Source organism: Actinomadura sp. NPDC023710, assembly GCF_040639875.1.
Taxonomy (GTDB): domain Bacteria; phylum Actinomycetota; class Actinomycetes; order Streptosporangiales; family Streptosporangiaceae; genus Spirillospora; species Spirillospora citrea.
Genome location: NZ_JBFAGB010000025.1, coordinates 31,400 through 47,606, shown reverse-complemented (window position 1 = coordinate 47,606; position 16,207 = coordinate 31,400). Strand labels below are relative to the sequence as shown.

Genomic DNA, 16,207 nt, shown 5'->3' with positions numbered 1-16,207 from the left:
CCGATCTATCTCCCCCCTCAGAGACCTCCCATGAAGACGCCGGTCCAAAACCGCTGCCGGTCCGGATCGGCTCCGAACAGGTACGTCGCCTTCAACTTGGGCGGCAGCATCGGCGCGAGCCGGGCGGCCGCCTCCGCGTGGTGGCGGAGTTGCGACAGCTCGGCGTTGGCGAAGACGCGGTGCACGATGTCCGTCGCGTCAGAGCCCTCGTCCCCGGCCGCGCGGAGCCGTTCCGCCCAGCCGTCCAGGTCCGCGGCCAGTTCGCGCAGGCCGGTCACCTGCCGGCGGGCCAGCCGCGCCTCAAGGGCGGTGAGCGGGACGGGCGCGTAGTCGCCGTCGCCCAGGTACATCTTGCCGATGTCCATGGGCAGGCCGGTGCCGTGCAGTCGGATGAGGCGCTCCAGGGTGCGCTTGGTCATCCATTGCCGTCCCTCGTCGTCGATGTCGTTCTTCCACCACTCAAGGACGGTCTCGGCCACTCCACCGTAACGGGAAATGAGCCATTCGTTCGCCGGAATGTCATCTGGCTCGATTTCCAGCGAGACGGTGAAGCGGGACGCCTGCGCGATGGTGTTGCGTGACACGAGCAGCTTGCGGCCCAGGTAGTACGGAGGATTCTGCAAGGCGATCTGGGCACGGAGACCCTTGATGCGCCGTCCGGCCAGAGTCCACTCTTGCGTGACCTCCATGAGGCGGGCGAACGTGGCCTTGTCCTTGGGCCGGTTGTACTCGTCCCAGACGATGGCCTTGTCACCGGGCTCCAGGAACGGACCCGACAAAAGGTTGTCGAGGGTTCCGTCCAGGGTCGGGACGGGCGCGCACAGGTCCTCCACGTTGGTGACGGGCAGCGAGAAGTAGAGCGGGTCCGCGCCGAGTTCGTCCCGGACGACCTCCTTCACCACCTCCGTCTTGCCGCAGCCGGGCGGTCCCTGGACGAGCACGGCCCAGCGCCGCTCGATCGCCGCGCGGACGACCCGGCGGACGGCGTCCGGCACGTGCGCCGGGTCGGGGACGTCGGCCCCGGCCCGCCGCAGCTCGGCGGCGATGCGGCCGAGGATCTCGGGGGCCTGGTCGGCTCCCCGCTTCCTGCCCGAGGTGACGAGCGGCAGGCGGCGTCCGTCCACGAGGGGGAGGCCCCAGGCGAGCGGGAACCCGGCGAGCGCGCAGTCGATGACGTGCTCCAGCGTGCGCGGCGACAGCAGCCTGCGGAGCTCGGCGGGCAGCGACGCCCACACCCGGAACACGCCGGTGAGGTCGACGCCGCGGAACCTGCGCGACAGTGCGGCCCGCCACGCGGTGTCGGCGGCGGTGACCCGCAGCGTCGCCATCCGGTCCAGGACGGCCGGATCCGTGCGGAGGGCGGCGGTCTCGGCGAGCGTCTCGTTGTCGGTCAGGAACACCCCGACGCAGCCGAGCGCGCGCAGGTCGTGCTCGCCGAGCGTCCAGTTGCAGGCGATCTGCATGAGCTGCGACTGGATCGTCGCGCCCGCCTGGAGCGAGTCGTCGATGAGCAGCACGAAGGGCCTGCCCGGCTTGAGCTGCCGCATGACGAGCTGCCGCAGCACCAGCTCCCCGTCCTGCCGGACGGGCGCGTTGACCAGCAGGTCGTCCGGGGTGAGGTTCGCGGCCGGGACGTAGACGAGCGCGGTGTCCTCGCGGCGCCGGACGTGGTGGAAGAACGTGGAGGTCTTGCCGATGCCGTGCTCGCCGAAGACCTGCCCGGTGATCCCCAGCTCGATCATCGTGTCGATGAAGCGGGCCAGCCGCGGCCCGTCCGGCATGCTCATGCGACCAAGTACAGCGGTCCGGGGATGCCCGGATCACCCGAATTAACGGCGAGTCCCGCCGCCCCTCCCCGGCCGCGGCCCAGATGTGCCGCTCCTGTCGTATCGGCCCGCTATCGTTCCTGCGTCCAGACGGCACGGGGCAGGACGGGAGCGCGCCATTCACGGGGAGAGGACGTGACCGGGGACGTCCGCACCGCGGATCACCATCCGGTCGGCGGGGGACCCGCCCGCCCGGTCCGCCGGCGCCGGCGGGAGCACCGCCGGCTGGACCTGCGCCGGCTGCTGGCCGAGGAGCCGGCCGACCCGCAGGTGGTCGAGCAGGCCCGCCGGCGCAAGGAGTCCGTACTGCTGAGCTTCGGGGTGGGGCAGAGCGTGGTGGCGTCCTGGCTGTACGCCAAGTGCCATCACCACGTTCCGACCACCGCGATCCCCACCGCCGCCGTGGCGGCCGTCGGCGACGGGAGCTGCGCCCTGCTCTACAACCCGTACTTCTTCATGCGGCTGGACTACGACGGCGTCAGGTTCGTGCTGTTCCACGAGGCCCGGCATCTGATGCACCGGCACCTCTACGTGGACGAGGAACTGCGTTCCGACCCGGTGTTCACGATGGCCGCCGAGGTGTCCATCAACCATGTCGCCCTGCGCCGCCTCGGACGGTCCAGCCTGCCCACGATCCCCGTGCACACGGCAGGGGGCGCCGCGGGGGCCGGTCCGGCTGCCTGCGGCGAGGAGCGAGAGCCGGTCGGCGTCGACCCCGACCTGGTCTACGGGGCGTACCAGGAAGATCTTCGGCGGCAGGGGCTCGCCCCGCTCGCCTACGACGAGTTCAGCCACACCGATCTCACGGTGTACGGCGAGTTGCGCCGGATGAAGGCGCTCAGCGAACCCGCCGCGGCGTACTGCGTCCACCTGAGCGGCGATGACCCCGGCGAGACCGACGAGACGCGGGACGGGGACCGGGCCGGGCTGCGGGACCTCCCGCTCGACCCGGAGACCGTGGAGCGTCTGGGCGACGACGTCCTGCGCGAGGTGATGCAGGCCGCGCTACGCGGGAATCCGGCGGCGCGCGGCGAGCTCCTCGATCTGGCCGACCGCACCGCGGACGGCGGGGAGCGGCTGGAGCGGCTGTGGGGCGGCCTGGGTCTGGACAGACTGCGCGGCGTCACCCCGAAGACCCGCAAGGTCGACTGGTGGCAGCGGTGGCTGACCGACGTGCTCGCCTCGAAGCTGAGCGAGAGCGACCGGCTGGTCTATCCGAGGAAGCACGGCGCGATCCTGCTGGCTTTGGGCCACGACCCGATGCTGGCCCGGCGTGGACCGGAGCGGACGAAGGTGGTGCTCATCGCCTTCGACACGTCGGGATCGATGCCCGACCACGTGATCGATTGGCTGACCACGCTGGTCGGCAGGACCGACGGGGTGGAGAGCCACTGGCTCGCCTTCGACGGTGCCGTGACGCCGTTCGTCCCCGGGGAGCGGGTGGTGGGCGGAGGCGGCACCGATTTCCAGAACGTCGTCGACTACGCCGAGGGCCGGCTGGAGGTCGACGGAAAGCGGTGCGAGACCGAACCCGACGCGATCATCATGGTGACCGACGGACACGCGCCGCACGTCACCCCGGCCTCCCCCGACCGGTGGATCTGGCTGATCACCGACGGCGGCGACGACTGGCCGGACCACCACCACCCGCCGATGGCCTGCCACCGGGTCACGTCCGGGCCATGACCGAGGAGGATCGAACAGTGGCGGCTGACGAGGCCGGGGAACGCTCCGCGGAACGGCGGTGGAAGCCCACCGCCACCTATCCCGACCCACCGGAGGACGGGCCCGCCGCGAAGCTGGAGAAGTTCATCGACGCGATGATCTCGACCGGGCAGACCGGGCAGATCTTCGGCGAGCACGGCATCGGCAAGACCTCCACCTTCGTCTCGTACGTACCGAAGCGCTTTCCCGGCACCACCCTGGTCGTCGTGCCCGCCGCGAACCTCTCCCCCGACGACCTGCTGGTGAACGCCCCGGTGCGCGACGACCGCAGCGGGGAGCTGGTGCTCCGTCAGCTCGTCATGCGGCAGCTCGTCCCGGGCAACCCGTTCGTCCTGCTCATCGACGACTCGTTGCAGGCCGGCAACACGGTGCAGTCCCAGTTGATGCAGATCGCCTGCAACTGGAGCCTCGGCGAGTACGACCTGCGCGAGCTCGGCTGCGTCGGGGTGTTCCTCACCGACAACGAGTCGCTGGCCGAGACCAGCGTTCGCCGGTCCGACCCGGCGATCCTGGACCGAATGGTCACCATCCAGCTGACCGCGAACGACACCGCGTGGAGGCAGGCGCTGGCCGAGCGCTATCCCGACTGGGATCTGCGCGAGGTGTTCCGTGACTGGGCCGGGCTCAGCCCGGAGCTGCGCCGCCTGTTCTCGCCGCGCACCCTGCAGCATGTCCTGGACTGCGCCCGCGCGGGCTTCCCACTCGCCTGGGGGCTGCCGATCCAGAACGGCCGCCGGCTGGCCCTGGCGGAGGAGGGCGGGGACGGCCGGCCGGGCCGGGACCGCACGGCGGAAGTGCTCGACGGCGTCGCCGCGGCGGTCGGGGCGAGTAACCCCGCCACCGTCCCCGACCCGGTCCGCCGCATCCTGCGGGCCGCGATGAGCAACCGCTGGGCGGTACTCCTGCAGGGTCCGCCGGGGTGCGGCAAGACGGAGATCACCAAGCAGATCGCCCGGGAGGAGACCGGCCACGAGCCCGTCTACTTCTCGCTGCCGGTGACCAACGTCGAGGACCTGTGCGTGCCGGTGCCCACCCCGGACGGGTCGCTGGAGGCGATGCTCGCCCGGTCGCTGCTCGCCCCGGGGCCCAAGGTGCTGATCTGGGACGAGTACAACCGGCCGAAGGACAAGGCGGCCTTCGCCAAGCTCATGGAGATCACCCAGGAGTGGACGCTCGCCGGTCGGCGGATCCCCGGCCTGCGGGCACAGGTGGCACTGCAGAACCCTCCCTACCATCTCGGCCGCAAGATGCTGGTGGCCGGCAACAACGTGGCCCAGGCCAGCCGGTTCACGATCAGCTACGAGGTCCATCCGGACGACATCCCGGCCAACGAGTGGCTGATCTCGACCTACGGTGAGACGGCCGAGACGGTCCTGGAATGGTGGAAGAACGACATCGACGACGAGGGCCGGGACTGGATCACCAAGCGCACCATGGAGCGGCTGATCAAGCTGCATCAGGCGGAGATGCCGTTGCGGCCTGCACTGATGTATCTCGGCGACGGCGAGTACGCCCCGGTGCCGCTGTCCGGGCTGGAGGCCCGCCTGGCCGACCGCCGGCAGATCGGCCTGGCGGAGATCGCCGAGAACTGCTCCGGCTGGGCGGCCCGGCTGTCGAAGGCGGCCGAGACGTCGCAGGAGGGCACCGACGACACCGACCTGGTCCACCAGGTGTTCTCCAACGCCGAGGTGTCACAGCTGGAAAGGCATCTCGACGTGGTGGCCCGGCTGCTTCCGTACCTGCCGCCGAAGCTGCGGGCCACCTACCTCGTCGGGCAGACCCGGGAAAGGCAGCGCTTCTGGGTGGCGGCCCTGGCGCGGATGGCCCAGCTGTCCGTGCCCGGACCCGCCGCAGACGGCCACGGCCGCACGCCCGGGCCACAGCCGACCAGGGCCTGAACGGCGAACGGTCTGCCAACGGCCGCGCCCGGTGACCCGCCTGCGCGGTCGCCGGGCGCGGCGCCTACACCGTCGAGTGGTCGCGACGAGTCTCCTCGTCGTCTTCAGCCTCTCCTGGGTCTTCGGCCTCGTCGTCTTCGGCCTCGTCGTCTTCGGCCTCGCCTGTTTCATCGTCGTCTTCGGCGCATCCGCAGCCGCACTCCTCGCAGTCGGCCTCGCACACGCACTCGTCCTCATCGCAGCCGCAGTCACACTCGCAGGCGCATTCGCAGTCGGCCTCGTACTCGTACTCGTCGAACTCGTCCATGTCGATCGGACGGATCATCGGCACGGTCACGGTGGACTGCTCGTGCTTCGCCGTCCAGGTGTTGCGGAAGAAGTCGAACTTGAGGTGATAGCAGTCGGCGGACTCGGCGAACAGGATCGGCGGAACGAGGAAGTGCGCCACGTCGACCGTGGACGCGGCGGTGATGAACTTCTCCGCGCTCGGGAACCGGGGGCCGCCCTGGCAGGAGGCGAAGTTCACCGGCGCCGGCGTCTCCTTGCCGAGAACGTGGATGCGGTTGCCCTCGACGACGAACATGTCCGGGTCGAGATGGACGTCCTCGCCGAGCATCAGAATGGGCGCGGGCAGGACGTCGGCCTTCGCGGAGTCCTGGGCGCGCGTGTAGTGCTCGATGATCTCGGCGTTGCGCGTGGTCTCGAAATGCGGGCCGATCACATCCCCGCTGCAGATTCCACAGGCGCAGTCGGGCAGGTCGTCGGTGGAGGGCGCCTCCGGAGCCGGGAACAGCATGGACTTGTCGAACGGCACGACCGGCGACTCACCGCGCCTGTCGCCGAGGAAGGCCGGGATCCAGTCGGTGTGGTCGGCCTCGATCACCTCCGTGTCGCACAGGGCACGGAAGGCCTTGTCGCCGAGCTTGCAGTTGAAGTAGTCCAGAAGCGTGATGGCGGCGCACTCGGCGAGGGTCGGCCCGTCGCCCTTCGCGAACCAGAAGTCATAGCCGTTCGCGACGAAATGGACACCGCGGAACTGCTTGTGGACGAAGGGCTCGCGCCCGGCACCGGCGGTCAGGCCGTTCCAGTGCGCGGCGGCGACCTGGTTGTAGTAGGCGTCGGCATGGCGGGCGAGTTCGGGGGCGAAGACGCTCTCGCCGGTCAGGTAGCAGGCCTTGCTGAACAGCGCGCCGATCTCGGGATCGTGCGCGACCTCCGGATCGGTGAAGACGAGCTCGGTGCGCAGGAAGACCTTGCGGCCGTCGCGGTAGGGCGCGCCCTCGTGCTCGTACCGCTGATCGAAGATCACGCAGGTGAAGGGCTCGATCGTCTCGATCGCGGCGCCGTCTTCGAGGGCGAGGGCGGGCTCGGCCGAGCCGCCGGTGAGATACAGCAGCACCGTGTACCGGGAGACGTGCCGGCGCGAGGCGTCGTAGTAGGGGGTGTCCCGATGGCGGTGGAAGTTGGCGTCGCCCGGCTCGAAACGGTTGCAGCGGAACACCGGATTCACATGCGAGAAGCCGTCGAGCGCCGGCCGGGGCATCGCCTTGGCCACCGCGTCGGTGAGGGCCTCGGCCAGCAGCGCCGAGTGGAAGATGAACCGGTCGCCGCCCCGCGAGCCCGCGTTCAGCGGCGGGACGTACAGGTCCAGCGAGTCGAGCTGCTCCAGGCAGGCCCGGGCGGTGTCGGGGAGCCGCAGCGAGAACGTCTGGACGCCGTCGGCGACCTCGTCGCGCTCGGCCAGCTCCAGCTCCAGCTCGACGCCCGCGAACCGATGGTCGAGCGGGAGGATGTTCTCGAACGTGCGGAACGAGAACTCGCGGGGATCGACGAAGACCGCGGCCAGGTACGGCGCGTTCTCGCTCGGCCGTGCGAACAGCTCCCGTACACCGGCGTCGATGCGTTCGGCGTCGACGAACCGCACCGCCTTGAACCTCGCCGTCGGGTGCCAGCTGACCGCCAGCCCGTCGATCGTCGTCACGGGCTCGGCGTCGGTCGCGTCGACCAGGGCGCGGTAACGGTCGGCCTCTTCGGCGGGGGCCCGGCCGTTCGACAGGGCGAAGAAGCCGTCGCGGAGTTCGACGCTCACACATTCCTCCAGTAGCTGCGCAGTCCGGCCGGGAGTCGGGGTGCGTCGGCGAGCATCTTCGCGCCGACGTCGCCGACGTCGTCGCGGTACAGCAGCAGCCGCTCCAGGGAGCCGATGAAGGGCGCGGCGAGCAGGGCCTCCACCCCCTCCGCACCGATCTCGTTGTAGCGCAGGTCGAGCTCGACCAGTCCGATGAGAGGACGCAGCGCGCGCAGGCCTTCGGCGGTGAGCAGGTTCCGCTGGAGGTGCAGGCGGCGGACACCGGCGAAGCCCGGGGACGCCGCGAGGGCGGCCAGGCCGGCGTCGCCGACGCGGCTGTACCGCAGGTCGAGGATCTCGGTTCGGCCGCTCCCCGCCGAGGCGCCGGGGCCGGACGCCTCAAGGCGGAAGTACGTCGAGACCGCGAGGGCCTCGGCTCCGAGCGCGCCGATGCGCAGGTACGAAAGGTCGAGTTCGACGAGCCGGCCGAGGTCGAGCGTCGCCAGGGCACCGGTGTCGATGGACGAGGACGGCTCCGGCCGCAGGGCCTCGGACGGGTCGTCCCAGTCGAGGTCGTCCTGCTCCTGGGCGTCGGAGGGCGCGATCCGCAGCGCGGTCACGAAGGGGGCGTGCATGACCTGCTCGATCACCACGGGCGCGTTGTCGGACCATACGACGGAGACCTTCGTGGCGAACCCGTACCGGCGCTCCAGGACGGTCGCCCCCTCCGGGAGGGCCGCGTCCCAGCTCCGCCGGTGCTCGTTCACGAGCGCGGCGATCTCGCGGTCCAGGGCCTCGCGATCGGCCGGGCGGGAGCGGTCGCGGCGCTGCTGGAGCTCGATGAGGGTGCCGCGGGGGTCGCCCTGTTCCCGGAGCCGGTCGCCGTAGACGCGCCAAGAGGCGAGGTCGCCGGGGTCGTCCCGAAGCGTCTGTTCGAGGGCGGCGTCTTTCATCGGACAGACGCTAACAGCCGGGGGCGACAGGCTTCGCGCGGTTCGGGCGCACCCGCACAATTTGTGATCTTGACTGAGTTTCGGCCCGGGACGGCCGGCCGCGGCCCGGTCCGCCTGGAGCCGAGGAACGTCCGGAGGGCGAGAGCGAGAGCCTCGATGCACGACGAGGAGTTCGCGGGTCTTAAATGGTGCGCATGCGCGACGACGATGTGCGGACCTGCCTGCGCGTCCTGGCGGAGCTGGCGGACGCGCCGGACGGCGACCCCGACATGGCGCGGGTGCGGGCGGCGGCCGGCGCCTTCGTGCGGCGGACCCGCGAGCGCGAGCGGGCGGCGGCCCGGCTGCGGCGCGCGGCGGCCGACGCCCGGATGCTGGCCGCGACCGCCACCGGGGCGGCGGGACGCGTCGAGGGCGCGCCCGCCGAGCCGCCGCGCGAGGCCGTCCCGTCCGGGACGGTGACGGGCGGGCTGCGCGCTTGCTACGTCTGCAAGGCGCACTTCCGGGAGGCGGACGCGTTCTACCACCGCCTCTGCCCGCCGTGCGCGCGAGAGCACCGGCGGCACCGGCACGCGCGGGCCGACCTCGCGGGACGCCGCGCGGTCGTCACGGGCGGGCGGATCAAGGCCGGGTTCGAGCTCGTGCTCAAGCTGCTGCGGGACGGTGCCGCCGTGACCGCCCTGACCCGCTTCCCCGCCGACGCGCGCCGCCGCTTCGCCGAGGTCGCCGACCGGGCCGAGTGGCACGACCGCCTCACGGTCGTCGGCATGGACCTGCGGGACGTCCCGTCCCTCGTCCGGTGGTGCGACGGGCTCGTCGAGGCGGGCGAGCCGCTCGACATCCTGGTGAACCTGGCGGCGCAGACGCTGCGGCATCCGCCGGAGTCGTACGCGGAGCTGCTGGCCGGCGAGGGGCCGCCGGGCGGGGAACTGCCGGCGGGCGAGGGCCTCCCGGCGCCCGGCCCGCTGCCCGTACCGCTCTGGACCGGCGCCGTCGACGTCGCGGGCCTGCTTCCCGACCCGTCCCCGGTCAACTCCTGGACCCGGCTGGTGCACGAGGTCGATCCCGTCGAGCTGCTGGAGGTGCAGCTCATCAACGTGACGGCGCCGTTCGTCCTGCTGGGACGGCTGCGCCCCCTCCTGGAGCTCTCGCGGCATCCGCGGCGGTACGTGGTGAACGTCTCGGCCGTCGAGGGGCAGTTCGACCGCGTGTACAAGGGCGCCGAGCATCCGCACACCAACATGGCGAAGGCGGCGCTGAACATGCTGACGCGCACGGCCGCGTCCGAGCTGGCCGAACACGGCGTGCACGTCACCAGCGTCGACCCGGGCTGGTTCACCGACCAGCAACCGGAGCCCGCGCGGGCGCGCCGGACCGCCGCCGGGTTCCGCCCGCCGCTGGACGTCGTGGACGCCGCCGCCCGGATCTACCACCCGATCGTGAGCGGCGAGCGCGACGGCGACCCGCCGAGCGGCTGCCTGCTGAAGGACTACCAGGTCGTCAACTGGTGACCGGTCAGGCGGAGACGGCTCCGGCGGTCGCGAGCAGCTCGGGCAGCGTGCCGACGAACCCGTCCTCCAGCAGCTTCAGCGCCACCATCCACGCTTCGGGCCGCCCGCCGAGATGCCGGTCGACGTGCTCGGCGAGGCGGCGCAGCACCCGCGGGTCGGGCATGCCCTCGACCTCGCCGAGGAGCGGGTCGACGTCCACCGCGGCGAGCACGGCGTCGACGTGCGCCGCCGCGAGCACGGCGTCGGCGGTGACCTCCCGGTCTTCCGCGAACAACCGTCCCGCTCTCTCGCCGTAGGCGAGCACGGGGTCCCAGTGGTGGCGCACGCCGGGTTCGCGGAGGCGGCGCGTGCGCCCGTGGCCGGTCTCGTCGACGAACCGCGGCGTGAGGACGACGTCCTCGTCCAGCCCGAGCCGCGCCCTGACCTGCGCCGTGCCGCGCAGGCCCGGGATCCACAGCGTCTCGGCGACCACCCGCAGCGTCCTCTTCGGGACGGTCGCGGTGACGAACTCGGCGGTCAGCGTCCCGGCGGCGAAGCCGTTCCCGGCGACCTTGACGATCACGTCCGGGCCCGCCCCCGCCCCGGCGAGGTCGGCGAGCACCTCGGGCGCCGGGTCGGGCAGGAGGGCGGCCACGTCCGGGTGGTCGGCGACGACGATCCGGACCAGGTCGAGCGGGGCGTCGGTGCGCCTCGCCACGAACCGGGCCGCGCGCAGGGGGAACGGTCCCTCCGCCGCCCGGCGCCGCGGCTCGTCCGCCAGCACCGCGTCCCAGCCCACGCGCGGGACGCAGGGATGGCGGCGGTTCACGACCGTCCGGACGAGCGGCGTCCCGCGCCACGGCTCGCAGCCGTCCACGTCGGCGATCTCGGCGACCGAGCGGAGGAACTCGGGACGGCGCACCCGCTCCGACAGCTCCCGCAGCCGCCGCTCCCCCTCCGCGCTCGCCAGCGCCGCCTGCGCGTACGCCAGCACGCTGGGCTCGGAGTCCTCGGGGCCCCACCGGAACGCGGGCAGCCGCCCCTCCTCGACGAGCTGCCGGATCTCGTGCCGCCGGTCCGCCTCCAGGAGCGTCCGGCAGGCCAGGACGGCGCCGTGCGGATCGGCGCCCGCACCGAGGTAGAGCAGCGCGTCCCCGGCCAGCTCCGGGTCGGCCGCGCACAGCAGCGCGTGGTCGAGGGGCTCCTGCCCGCGCGTGGACAGCAGGGTCTCCCGCACCTCGGCGGGCAGCGGCAGCGGCGTCACGCCGTCCCGCCGGGAGGTCTGGTGGGCGAGCTGGCGGCGCAGGTTCCGCGGGATGCGCCCGAGCGCGCTCTCGGCGGTCAGCAGGGCCGCGTTGACCTCGGGGGCGTCCAGGTCGAGCAGCCGCCCCAGCAGCTCCGGCGGGTCGCCCGCGAGCACCGCGTGCTGGACGAGCAGGTCGAGGTCACCGGGCCGGCCGCGCCGCAGCAGCGCCTCGAGGACGACCCGGTTCGGCCTCCCGAAGCTGCGCACCGCGTACTCGACGCGGCGTTTCGGGAGATGGCCGAGCAGCGCGTCCATCTCGCCGGGCGTCGCGAACCGGAGCAGCCCGGCCGTGCAGCGGGCGATGTCGAAGGCACGGGTCGTGGGGTGGGGGGCCATGGGCCGTCACCGTAGCGAAAGATCACTCCGGCCGGACCCGGTGGCAGGCCATTCCCCGCCGCTCCGGCCACTCGTCGCCCCCAGAGGTGATGAGCCAGATCCACTTCCCCGGGTCGGCCGGGACGATCGGGTCGGCGTACCCGTCGGTCACCACGATGACCGCGTCGGCGGGCTCGTCCCGTCCCTCCACGTGCCGCCGGACGGCCTCGAAGTCCGTCCCGCCCCCGCCGCGGAGCGGTTCCCCGGGCCGGAACGGCTTCACCGAAGCGTCGAAGGCGACCCACTCGGCCTCGGTCCCGTCGATCCGGCCGACCAGCTCGCCCAGCCACTCCACGAGGCCGTCCGGCATCGACCCGGACGTGTCCAGCGCGATGACCAGCGACTTCACCCGCTGCTGTCCGCGCCGCGCCAGCATCGGCTCGTGCCCGAGCGCCGCCAGCACGGCCCCGCGCTTCTTCGGGTAGACGAGCCGCTCCCCCTCCTCCAGCTTCGAGGCGAGCACGTCCACGAGCCACCGCTGCCACCACTCCACCCGCCGCGTGGCCGACGTGACGCCCCGGAGCGCGTGCGCCCCGAGGTCACCCCAGATCTTGTCGACGCCCTCCGAGGCCCCCTCGGTCCGCCCCAGCAGGTCGAGCAGTTCGTCGCGCGCCACCCGGTCGCCCCGCCGCGCGGCGATGAGCACGCTCCGCAGCACGTCGTCCCCGACCCGTCCGACCGTCTCCTGGTCGAGCGCGTCGACGAGCACGTGGACGCATGCGGCCTGCCCGACGCCCGACGGATTCCGCATCCGTCCGAGCTCCCGGTAGACGCTCATGTCCGTCTCGACCCACTCCTCGAACGGAAGCGGCTCGACGCCCTGCTCCCGCAGGTCCTCCGCATAGGACGCGTGCACGCCGCGCGGCGAGATCCCCACGGGCGCGCCGCCGATCTCGGGCAGCCCGGCTCCGAGCCGCGCCATCGCGACATGGTTGATCGTGACCTCGCACGCCAGCGTGAACACCGGGTCGCTCCGCAGGTCGGCGTCCGCGAAGAGGTGCCGCTGGACGAGGTGCCGGGCCTCGTGGAACAGGACGAACCGCACCCCTTCGCCCCCGATCCCCACGAAGAACTCGGGGTTGTAGAGGAGCAGGCAGGACCCGTCCCCGGAGGCGACCACGGCCGCCGTGTCCACCGCCGTGGTGGGCAACTGGTGGTGGCACTTGCTGAACAGCCACGACGCGACGGCGCTGTGCGTCATCCCCAGTTCGAGCAGCGCCCGCTCCTTCAACCGCCGCGCCGCCTCCACGACCTCCTCGTCGGCGGGCCGCCACCGCTCCAGCGCCCGCCGATCGGCCAGCTCGACGACCGGCACCCGCGGCCGCCCGACCTCTCCGTACCCCACCCCCCAAGCCTCACGGCAACCCGCGCCCCGTTCCACAGATTTACGGAGACCCGAGGGTTCGGGCGGGCAACCCGGCGGCGTGGCGCATGGCGGCTCGTGCGCGGGTCGCGGCCGAGGGGTCGCCCAGGAGCTGGATCTCCTGGTTGGCCGCCATCGACAGGCCCATCAGCGTCGTGGCGACCTCCTCCGCGGGACGGTGCGAGCCCGGCAGCGCGGCCTGGGCGGCGGCGACCTCGCCCGCCAGCGTCCGGCGGTTGGACGCGACGAGCTCCCGCAGCCGGTCGCGCAGCGGCCCCGGCCGCCCGTCGAGCTCGGACGTGGCGGCCGTGATGAAGCAGCCCCCGGGGAACGGGCAGTCGGCCAGGTAGTCGACCCACCCGCCGATGAGCCGTTCCAGGCGTTCCGGCCCGGCCGGCAGGCCCTCCAGGGGTCCGGTCACCGCCGCGCGGAAGACCTCGCAGGCCTGGTCGAGCGCGGCCATGAGCAGCCGCTCGCGCGACCCGAACGGACCGACCAGGCCCGCCTTGCTCATGCCGAGCCGCTGCGCCAGCGAGCCGACCGTCAGACCCTCCAGGCCCAGCCGGGAGGCGTCCTGCACGGCGGCGCTCACGATCCGCTCGCGCGTCCGGGCCGCTTCGGCCGCCGAGTGACGAGGTGACATGCCCACCAGGATAGCGAACGGGCGTACGCTATGGTTTTGGCGAACGCCCGTTCGCCAAAGATGGGATGCGACATGACCGACCTGCTCAGCCTCGACGCCACGGCACTGGCCCTCATCGGACACGACGTGGCGGTGATCCCCGACACCGCGATGGCGGACCCGACCCCCTGCGAAGGCTGGACGGTCGCGGACCTGCTCCACCACATGAACGAGCGCCACGAGGCCATCGCACGGACGGTCCTGCCGCCCCTCGAACCGGGCGGCGACCCGCGCGACGGCTTCGCCCTGATCGCCGCCCGCTGCCTCGCCGTGCTCGAACGGGCGGGCGAGACCGTGACCATGCCCCGGCTGGGCCCGCTGTCGACCGAGTGGGTCCTCGGCATCCACATGGTCGACATGCTGGTCCACCGCTGGGACCTGGCGCGCGCGCTCCGCACCACGCTCACCGTCCCGTCCCGGATCACCGAGGCCGCGCTGCCCCTCGCCCGCGCCAACACCGCGCCCGGCAGCCCTCTCAACGGGCCCGGCGGCGCCTACCGCCCGCCCCTCGCCGAGGACCCGTCCCGTCCCGCGATCGACAACATCGCCGCCCTCCTGGGCCGCGACCCGCACTGGGCCCCGCCGGCCTGACCGGATCAGCCGTCGCCGAGGAGGAGCCGGCCGGCGCGTTCGGTGACCTCGCCCCGGGTGCGGGCGCCGTGGTCGGCGGCGAGGAAGTGGCTGCCGACCAGGAGGCAGAAGGCGAGCATGCTGCGGGCCTCGACCTCGTCGGGGTCCGAGCAGAAGGTGCCGAACAGCTCGCGCAGGTAGTCCATGCGCTGGTTGTCCACGCGGCGGACGCGCTCGGCGACGGCCGGGTCGCGGCGGGCCCAGTCGCGCATCGCGAGGTCGATGTGCAGGTGGTCGCCCGCCCGGGTGAGCATGCCCGCCCGCCGGATCTTCGCGCGGGCGTCGCCGCCCTCGCGCTCGACCCGGTCGCGCATGTCGTTGACGGACTGCCGCTCCCAGTGGTCGAGCATGGCGCCCAGCAGGGCCTTGCGGTCGGGGAAGTGGCCGTAGAAGCCGCCCTTGGTGACGCCGAGCGCCTGGGCGAGGGCCTCGACCCGGACCGCGTCGGGCCCGCCGGCGGCGAGGGCCTTCAGGCCCTGCTCGATCCAGCTGCTGCGTGGCGTGCGCAATACGGCGGGCATAGCCCATTATCGCCTCCCCCTCCAGAGGCGATTCATACGGTGCCGTATATTTGAACGCGAGGCGGGTGCGCCCGCCGGACGGACGACGGAGGAGGTGGCTTGGCGTTGACTTCCTCTCCCGCCTGAAGGCGGGGGATTCCGGCGGTCGCCCGCTGGGTTTCCTGCTTCGCCGACGACCGCCCCGTCCGGGAGGAGTCCCGTTGAGGTCTTACACCGTCTCCACAGGCGGACACCGCCAGCCCGGCGGCCAGGATGTTGCGCGCGGCGTTCACGTCGCGGTCATGCACCGCGCCGCACCCGCACGTCCACTCGCGGACGTCCAGGGGCAGCTTGGTGCGGATCGTGCCGCAGGTTCCGCACAGCTTGGTGGAGGGGAACCAGCGGTCGATCACGACCAGGTCGCGCTCGTACCAGGCGCACTTGTACTCCAGCATCGAGCGCAGCTCCGCCCACGCCGCATCAGAGATGGCACGGGCGAGCCTGCCGTTCTTCAGCAGGTTGCGAACGGTGAGGTCCTCGATCACGACCGTTTGGTTCTCACGGACGAGACGAGTCGACAACTTGTCCAGGAAGTCGCGGCGCCGGTCGGCGATCCGCGCATGCACCCGGGCGACCCTGCGGCGGGCCTTGTCCCGGTTAGCCGAACCCGGAGCTTTGCGGGACAGGTTCCGCTGCGCCTTCGCGAGGCGGGCGCGGTCACGGCGCTCGTGCCGGGGGTTGGCGACCTTCTCCCCCGTGGACAGGGCCACCAGGGAGGTGATCCCGGCGTCGATCCCGACCGCTGCGTCCGTGTCCGGAGCCGGAGTGATCGTGTCCTCGCACAGCATCGAGACGAACCAGCGTCCGGCGCCGTCGCGGGACACCGTCACCGTCGTCGGCTCCGCGCCCTCGGGGAGCGGACGCGACCAGCGGATGTCCAGCGGCCCGGCCATCTTCGCCAGTGTGATGTGCCCGTCGCGCCAGGTGAAGGCGCTGCGGGTGTACTCCGCCGAAGAACGCGACCTCTTGCGCGATTTGAACCGCGGATAGGCGGCCCGCTTGGCGAAGAAGTTGGTGAACGCGGTCTGCAGATGCCGCAGCGCTTGCTGGAGCGGGACGCAGGACACCTCGGCCAGGAAGGCCAGTTCCTCGGTCTTCTTCCACTGCGTCAGCAGCGCGGACGACTGCGTGTAGGAGATCCGGCGCTGCTCGCCGTACCAGGCCCGGGTGCGCTCCTTCAGCGCCTTGTTGTACACCAGCCGCACGCAGCCGAACGTGCGCGACAGCTCGGCCGCCTGCTCGCTCGTGGGATAGAAGCGGTACTTGAAGGCCCGCCTGACCTGCCGCGCCATGACCCACGTTCTAGCAGGCCCGGTGCAAGCCGACCCGGCGGA

The 16,207-nt window shown here is 72.3% G+C and carries 12 protein-coding genes; 4 read left to right on the top strand and 8 right to left on the bottom strand.

Annotation, left to right across the window (positions count from 1 at the left end):
* Window positions 1–17 precede the first annotated feature (17 nt).
* A complete protein-coding gene (locus AB0H37_RS26975; RefSeq protein ID WP_329096132.1) occupies window positions 18–1,787 on the bottom strand; it encodes an AAA family ATPase in 1,770 nt (589 codons plus the stop codon).
* 174 nt (window positions 1,788–1,961) lie between these two features.
* Between AB0H37_RS26975 and AB0H37_RS26970 the strand changes: the two genes are divergently transcribed.
* Both AB0H37_RS26970 and AB0H37_RS26965 read left to right on the top strand, forming a co-directional pair.
* Complete coding sequence (locus tag AB0H37_RS26970; protein ID WP_360616054.1) at window positions 1,962–3,512, top strand: hypothetical protein; 1,551 nt, start codon at window positions 1,962–1,964, stop codon at window positions 3,510–3,512.
* 17 nt (window positions 3,513–3,529) lie between these two features.
* Window positions 3,530–5,449 carry an ATP-binding protein gene (locus AB0H37_RS26965; protein WP_360616052.1) on the top strand — a complete coding sequence of 640 codons (1,920 nt, stop codon included), beginning with the start codon at window positions 3,530–3,532 and terminating at the stop codon, window positions 5,447–5,449.
* 64 nt (window positions 5,450–5,513) lie between these two features.
* Here AB0H37_RS26965 and AB0H37_RS26960 read toward each other — a convergent pair whose 3' ends face one another.
* Together AB0H37_RS26960 and AB0H37_RS26955 are read right to left on the bottom strand one after the other, a co-directional pair.
* A complete protein-coding gene (locus tag AB0H37_RS26960) occupies window positions 5,514–7,538 on the bottom strand; it encodes a hypothetical protein (protein ID WP_360616050.1) in 2,025 nt (674 codons plus the stop codon).
* The gene (locus AB0H37_RS26955; RefSeq protein WP_329096140.1) at window positions 7,535–8,470 is read right to left on the bottom strand and encodes a hypothetical protein; all 936 of its coding nucleotides are present in this window, start codon (window positions 8,468–8,470) and stop codon (window positions 7,535–7,537) included. The genes AB0H37_RS26960 and AB0H37_RS26955 overlap by 4 nt, the downstream gene beginning before the upstream one ends.
* Before the next feature lie 194 nt (window positions 8,471–8,664).
* On the opposite strand from AB0H37_RS26955, the gene AB0H37_RS26950 reads away from it, so the two are divergent.
* Complete coding sequence (locus AB0H37_RS26950) at window positions 8,665–9,978, top strand: SDR family oxidoreductase (RefSeq protein WP_360616047.1); 1,314 nt, start codon at window positions 8,665–8,667, stop codon at window positions 9,976–9,978.
* 4 nt (window positions 9,979–9,982) lie between these two features.
* On the opposite strand, the gene AB0H37_RS26945 is transcribed toward AB0H37_RS26950, so the two are convergent.
* Genes AB0H37_RS26945 through AB0H37_RS26935 form a run of 3 tightly spaced genes read right to left on the bottom strand, consistent with a single transcriptional unit; the run spans window position 9,983 to window position 13,644 of the window.
* On the bottom strand, window positions 9,983–11,599 hold the full coding sequence (locus AB0H37_RS26945; protein ID WP_360616045.1) for a hypothetical protein: 1,617 nt from the start codon (window positions 11,597–11,599) through the stop codon (window positions 9,983–9,985).
* Window positions 11,600–11,621: 22 nt separating this feature from the next.
* The gene (locus AB0H37_RS26940) at window positions 11,622–12,983 is read right to left on the bottom strand and encodes a hypothetical protein (protein WP_360616043.1); all 1,362 of its coding nucleotides are present in this window, start codon (window positions 12,981–12,983) and stop codon (window positions 11,622–11,624) included.
* Between the two features lie 40 nt (window positions 12,984–13,023).
* Window positions 13,024–13,644: a TetR/AcrR family transcriptional regulator gene (locus AB0H37_RS26935; RefSeq protein ID WP_360616042.1), complete on the bottom strand. Its 621-nt coding sequence runs from the start codon at window positions 13,642–13,644 to the stop codon at window positions 13,024–13,026.
* 72 nt (window positions 13,645–13,716) lie between these two features.
* Between AB0H37_RS26935 and AB0H37_RS26930 the strand changes: the two genes are divergently transcribed.
* Window positions 13,717–14,274, top strand: a complete 558-nt coding sequence (locus AB0H37_RS26930; protein ID WP_360616040.1) for a maleylpyruvate isomerase family mycothiol-dependent enzyme — start codon at window positions 13,717–13,719, stop codon at window positions 14,272–14,274.
* A 5-nt stretch (window positions 14,275–14,279) separates the two neighbouring features.
* Here the strand turns inward: AB0H37_RS26930 and AB0H37_RS26925 are convergent, their stop codons facing one another.
* Entirely contained in the window at window positions 14,280–14,822 is a 543-nt protein-coding gene (locus AB0H37_RS26925) for a TetR/AcrR family transcriptional regulator (RefSeq protein ID WP_360616038.1), read from the bottom strand.
* 44 nt (window positions 14,823–14,866) lie between these two features.
* Window positions 14,867–16,165 carry a transposase gene (locus tag AB0H37_RS26920; RefSeq protein WP_360616036.1) on the bottom strand — a complete coding sequence of 433 codons (1,299 nt, stop codon included), beginning with the start codon at window positions 16,163–16,165 and terminating at the stop codon, window positions 14,867–14,869.
* Window positions 16,166–16,207 lie beyond the last annotated feature (42 nt).